Genomic DNA, 4,320 nt, shown 5'->3' on the forward strand with positions numbered 1-4,320 from the left:
GCCGGGCGGCCACTCCTCGGAAGCCACTGAAGGCAAGAAGCCATAAGCCACACCCGGCCCTCCCGGGCCGCCTAACAACTTACGGAGAGGCCATGACCAGTCCGCCCTGCGCGCTGCCGCCGCGCGTCCGGCTGCCCCTGCACCGGCGCGTGCTGCCGCTGACCGCCGTGGCCATCGCCCTGCCGCTGGCCAAACTGCCGCCCAGGTATCTGCGCGCCGTCCTTGAGGTGCTGCGCGTCGGCGCCCGTCCGGGGACCGCCGCGCAGGCATCCGCGGCCCGCGCCGCGGTCGTCGCGGTCAGCCTGCACTGCGCCGTCCACAACTGCCTGCAGCGGTCGATCGCGGCAGCCGTACTGTGCCGCTTCAGGGGGGTGTGGCCCACCTGGCAGACCGGTGTGCGTACGACGCCGTTCGCCGCGCACGCCTGGATCGAGGCCGACGGCCAGGTGATCGACGAGCCGTACCCCGACGGCTACTACCGGCCGCTGCTCACCGTCGCCCCCCGTCCGCCGAAGCGAGCGACCCGATAGCCGCGCGCGGGGGCCGTCCCCAGGCCGCTTCGACCCCGCTCCCACGCCGTCCCCGCGCCGCCTCGGCTTCGCTCCCGCGCCGTCCCCATGCCGCTCCCGCGCCGTTCCCACGCCCGGAGGACCATATGACGCTCCGTCTGACCGCCCACACGGTCGCCACCGACACCGACGACGGCGCGGTGCTGCTCAGTGAGCGCACCGGGCACTACTGGCAGCTCAACCGGACCGGCGCCTACGCGCTGCGGCGCCTGCTGGCCGGCTGCACCATGGACCAGGTCGCCGAGGAGTTCGCGGACCGGTTCGACATCGCACCGGCCCAGGCGCGCGAGGACCTCACGGCGGTGACCGAACAGCTCCGGACGTCCGGGCTGGTGGAGGCCGGCTGACACCCGGTACCGGTCCGCCGCGCCCCGCGCGGTGCCGGTCGTCCCCGCCCCCGGCTTGCCCGTCGTGACGGCCCGTGCGACGGGCCGGAGAAGGAGCCGCGCCCGCGATGCTTCGACAGCTGTGGACCCTGACCCGGGGGCAGCGGCGCCCCCTGGTGGCGGCCCTCCTCCTCACCCTGATCGCGGCCGCCGTGGGCGTCGCGCAGCCCTTGGCGGCCAAGGGGGTGGTCGACGCGCTCACCGCACACCGGCCACTCCTCGGCCCCGTCGCCGTCCTCGTCCTGGTGCTGCTGGCCCAGGCGGTGATCGGTGCCTTCGCCGCCTTCCTGCTGGAGCGCACCGGCGAACGGTTCGTCCTGGGCATGCGCACCGGACTGGTCTCGCACCTGCTGCGGATCCAGATGCGGGCCTTCGATCAGCTGCGCGTGGGCGACCTCATGGCGCGCGCCTCGACGGACGTGGCCGCCCTGCGCGAGGCGCTGACGCATGTCTCCGTCCAGATCGCCACCAACCTGTGCGTCGCCCTGGGGAGCCTCGTCGCGATGTTCGTGATGGATCCGGTCCTGATGCTGCTCATCCTGGGCGTACTGCTCACCGCCGGCCTCGTGATCAACGGGCTGTCGGCGCGGATCGGCCGCCTGTCGATGACGCTGCAGACCGCCGTCGGGGCGATCTCGGCCGGACTGGAACGCGCCCTGTCGGCGCTGCGCACCGTCCGGGCCAACCGCGCCGAACAACGGGAGATCGACCACCTCGCCGCACTGTCCCACCGCGCCTACGACGCCGCGGTGCACAGCGCCCGGCTCACGGCGGTGATCGCCCCCGCGGCCCAACTGGCCATCAACGCCGCCTTCGTCCTGATCCTGCTGGTCGGTGCGGCCCGGGTGGACCAAGGGGCCCTCTCGCTCGGCGCCCTCGTGGCGATGCTGCTGTACGCCACCCAGCTGGCGGGGCCCCTCACCGAGCTGATGGCGGGCATCGCCTCGGTGAACAGGGCCAAAGGCGCCACCGAGCGCATCCAGGAGGTCTACGCGCTCCCCACCGAGGACAGCGGCGTCCCCACGGCCGGCCGCGGCACCCCGCGGCGGCAACCGGCCCACCGCGCGCCCTCGACCGCGTCGCTGGAGATCCGTGATCTGCGGTTCGGGTACAGCCCCGATGCGCCGGTGCTCCGGGGGCTGTCGCTGACCGTGCCGCCCCATGCGCTGGTCGCCCTGGTCGGCCCGTCGGGGGCCGGTAAGTCGACCGCCTTCGCGCTGGTCAACCGGTTCTACGAGCCGTGGAGCGGCAGCATCCGCATCGACGGCCGGCCGGCCACGGACATGGGCCTCAAGGAGTGGCGCTCGCACATCGGCTGGGTCGAGCAGGACTGCCCGATCCTGCACGGCACCTTGCGGGACAACCTCCGCTACGCCGCCCCGGACGCCACCGACGACCGGCTGTGGCAGGCCCTCGACCTCGTCAACCTCACGCACAAGGTCCGCCGCCTGCCGGCCGGGCTCGACTCCGAGGTCGGTGAGCGCGGGGCGCGCCTGTCCAGCGGCGAACGCCAGCGCATCGCCATCGCCCGAGCGGTCCTGGCCCGCCCCCGCCTGCTGCTGATGGACGAACCCACCGCCCACCTCGACCCCGCCAACGAGGCGGCCCTGACGGTCAATATGCACGACCTGCGGCAGGAGTGCGCCCTCCTCGTCATCGCCCACCGGATGTCCACCATCGAAGCGGCCGACACCGTCGTCATGCTCGCGAACGGCACGGCCCACGCCACCGGAACGTACGCCGAACTCCTCCGCACCCACCCGGGATTCCAGCGGCTCGTCGGCGGGCACGCCGGCAGCGTCAACGGAGTGCGTCGGTCCTGACCGCCACCCGGTTCGAAACCCGGGCCGGACCGCGACCCCACCTCCGTCACCACACGTTGTCCGAGATCGGCGGGATCTCACCGTTTGCTACAGCCGTATTTCAGCCTCGTGGCGGAAACCGTCCAGGTCTGGTGTCGGCGGCGGAGTGCGGATCAGACTGACGTTCGCACGTTTGTGCTTACATCCCGTCTCCCCAGAAGGCTCCACGGCGCATGCATACGTCCCTCAGACCCGGCGCCTCCGCGGCGCGCCTCGTGCATGGGCGGGGGAGGTGGCGCGCGTGGTGCGCTATGTGATGCGCAAGGCGGCGGGGTGGCTGCTGATGATCGTGGTCGCGACCAACGCCACGTATTTCCTGGCGAGTTGGTTCCTGGACCCGCGGTCGAACTTCAAGGAGCTGCGGCCCGTCCGCAGTGAGGCGCAGATCGGCCGGGCGCTCGCGCCGTACAACCTGGACCCGCAGGTGCCGGTGGTGCGGCGATGGTGGGACTGGTTCACCTCCGTGGTCCTCGACTTCGACTGGGGGAAGTCCCCCACCGGCGTCTCCGTCAACGGGGAGATCGGCTACCGGTCCCTCGTCAGCGCGGAGTTGGTCGTCATCGCGACGGTCCTGTCCGTCGTGATCGGCGTCACGCTGGGGGTGTACACGGCCTCGCGGCAGTACGGCTGGGCCGACCGGGTGTCGCAGGCCGTGTCCATCGCGGTGTTCAACATCCCGACGTCCGTCGCCGCGCTCGCCGTGGTCTTCGTCGCCATCTGGCTGAACCAGCACGCCGGGCTGCACTTCCTCTACGTCGCCGGGGAGAACTCACCGAACGTCGAAGGGCTGCTCCCGACGATCGGGGACCGCTTCCTGCACCTGATCCTGCCGACCCTGACCCTGACCCTGACCCTGATGGGATACGTCGGATATCACCTCACGCAGCGGTCCCTGCTGCTCGACACGATCAACGCCGACTTCGTACGCACCGCCCGCGCCACCGGGCTCACCCGGGCCCAGGCGATCCGCCGGCACGCCCTGCGGACCGCGCTCATTCCGACGGCGACGTCCGTGGCGTTCAGCGTCCCGGCCATCTTCACCGGGGCCGTCGTCACCGAGACGATCTTCGGCTGGAACGGTATGGGCCGCTACCGGGACTAATCGCAGTGCTTCCCCGTTCACGGGGGAGGTGAAGCGATTCTGAGCGTTGCTCTGACCTGCAGGCTGGAGTGGACGGTTCTGCTGCTCGAGGGAAACTGCTGGCGGAGCTTGCGGGAGCTGGCGCCTTTCAGTGAGTTGACCAGCTTGGGCAGGGCCACCTTCGGCGGGAAGTTCACCGGCAGGTGCACGTGGTTGTTCTCGCCGTTGGACTCCACCAGCTTGCACTCGAAGTCCTCGCACACGGCGCGCATGATCTTCTCCATGGGCGTCAGGTGCGTGCCTTTGAAGACCTTGTGCCGGTGCTTCGTCACGAAAACCACGTGGGCGTGGAGGATGAAAGCGCAGTGACGACCAGTTCGAATGTTCTGATATTCGGCCATAAACCCACCGCAGTACGCTGA

5 protein-coding genes are annotated in these 4,320 nt (G+C 70.9%); 4 read left to right on the plus strand and 1 reads right to left on the minus strand.

Annotated elements, in window-relative coordinates:
* Positions 1–92 precede the first annotated feature (92 nt).
* From IH09_RS35955 to IH09_RS35970, 4 genes are all read left to right on the plus strand, one after another.
* Entirely contained in the window at positions 93–530 is a 438-nt protein-coding gene (locus IH09_RS35955; protein ID WP_052861953.1) for a lasso peptide biosynthesis B2 protein, read from the plus strand.
* A gap of 125 nt (positions 531–655) precedes the next feature.
* The gene (locus IH09_RS35960) at positions 656–916 is read left to right on the plus strand and encodes a lasso peptide biosynthesis PqqD family chaperone (RefSeq protein ID WP_052861954.1); all 261 of its coding nucleotides are present in this window, start codon (positions 656–658) and stop codon (positions 914–916) included.
* A gap of 107 nt (positions 917–1,023) precedes the next feature.
* Entirely contained in the window at positions 1,024–2,778 is a 1,755-nt protein-coding gene (locus tag IH09_RS35965; RefSeq protein WP_052861955.1) for an ABC transporter ATP-binding protein, read from the plus strand.
* Positions 2,779–3,058: 280 nt separating this feature from the next.
* Positions 3,059–3,919, plus strand: coding sequence for an ABC transporter permease (locus tag IH09_RS35970; protein ID WP_318279669.1), 861 nt, complete (start codon positions 3,059–3,061; stop codon positions 3,917–3,919).
* Positions 3,920–3,936: 17 nt separating this feature from the next.
* Here IH09_RS35970 and tnpA read toward each other — a convergent pair.
* A partial coding sequence (tnpA, locus tag IH09_RS35975) for an IS200/IS605 family transposase (RefSeq protein WP_275126175.1) occupies positions 3,937–4,320 on the minus strand: 384 nt, incomplete at its 5' end.

It is taken from the genome of Streptomyces celluloflavus (genome assembly GCA_000720995.1).
GTDB lineage: Bacteria > Actinomycetota > Actinomycetes > Streptomycetales > Streptomycetaceae > Streptomyces > Streptomyces celluloflavus.

Excerpts from the sequence above, each read along its gene's own strand:
- IH09_RS35955 (WP_052861953.1), top strand. The coding sequence starts at position 93 with ATGACCAGTCCGCCCTGCGCGCTGCCGCCGCGCGTCCGGCTGCCCCTG.
- IH09_RS35960 (WP_052861954.1), top strand. The coding sequence starts at position 656 with ATGACGCTCCGTCTGACCGCCCACACGGTCGCCACCGACACCGACGAC.
- IH09_RS35965 (WP_052861955.1), top strand. The coding sequence starts at position 1,024 with ATGCTTCGACAGCTGTGGACCCTGACCCGGGGGCAGCGGCGCCCCCTG.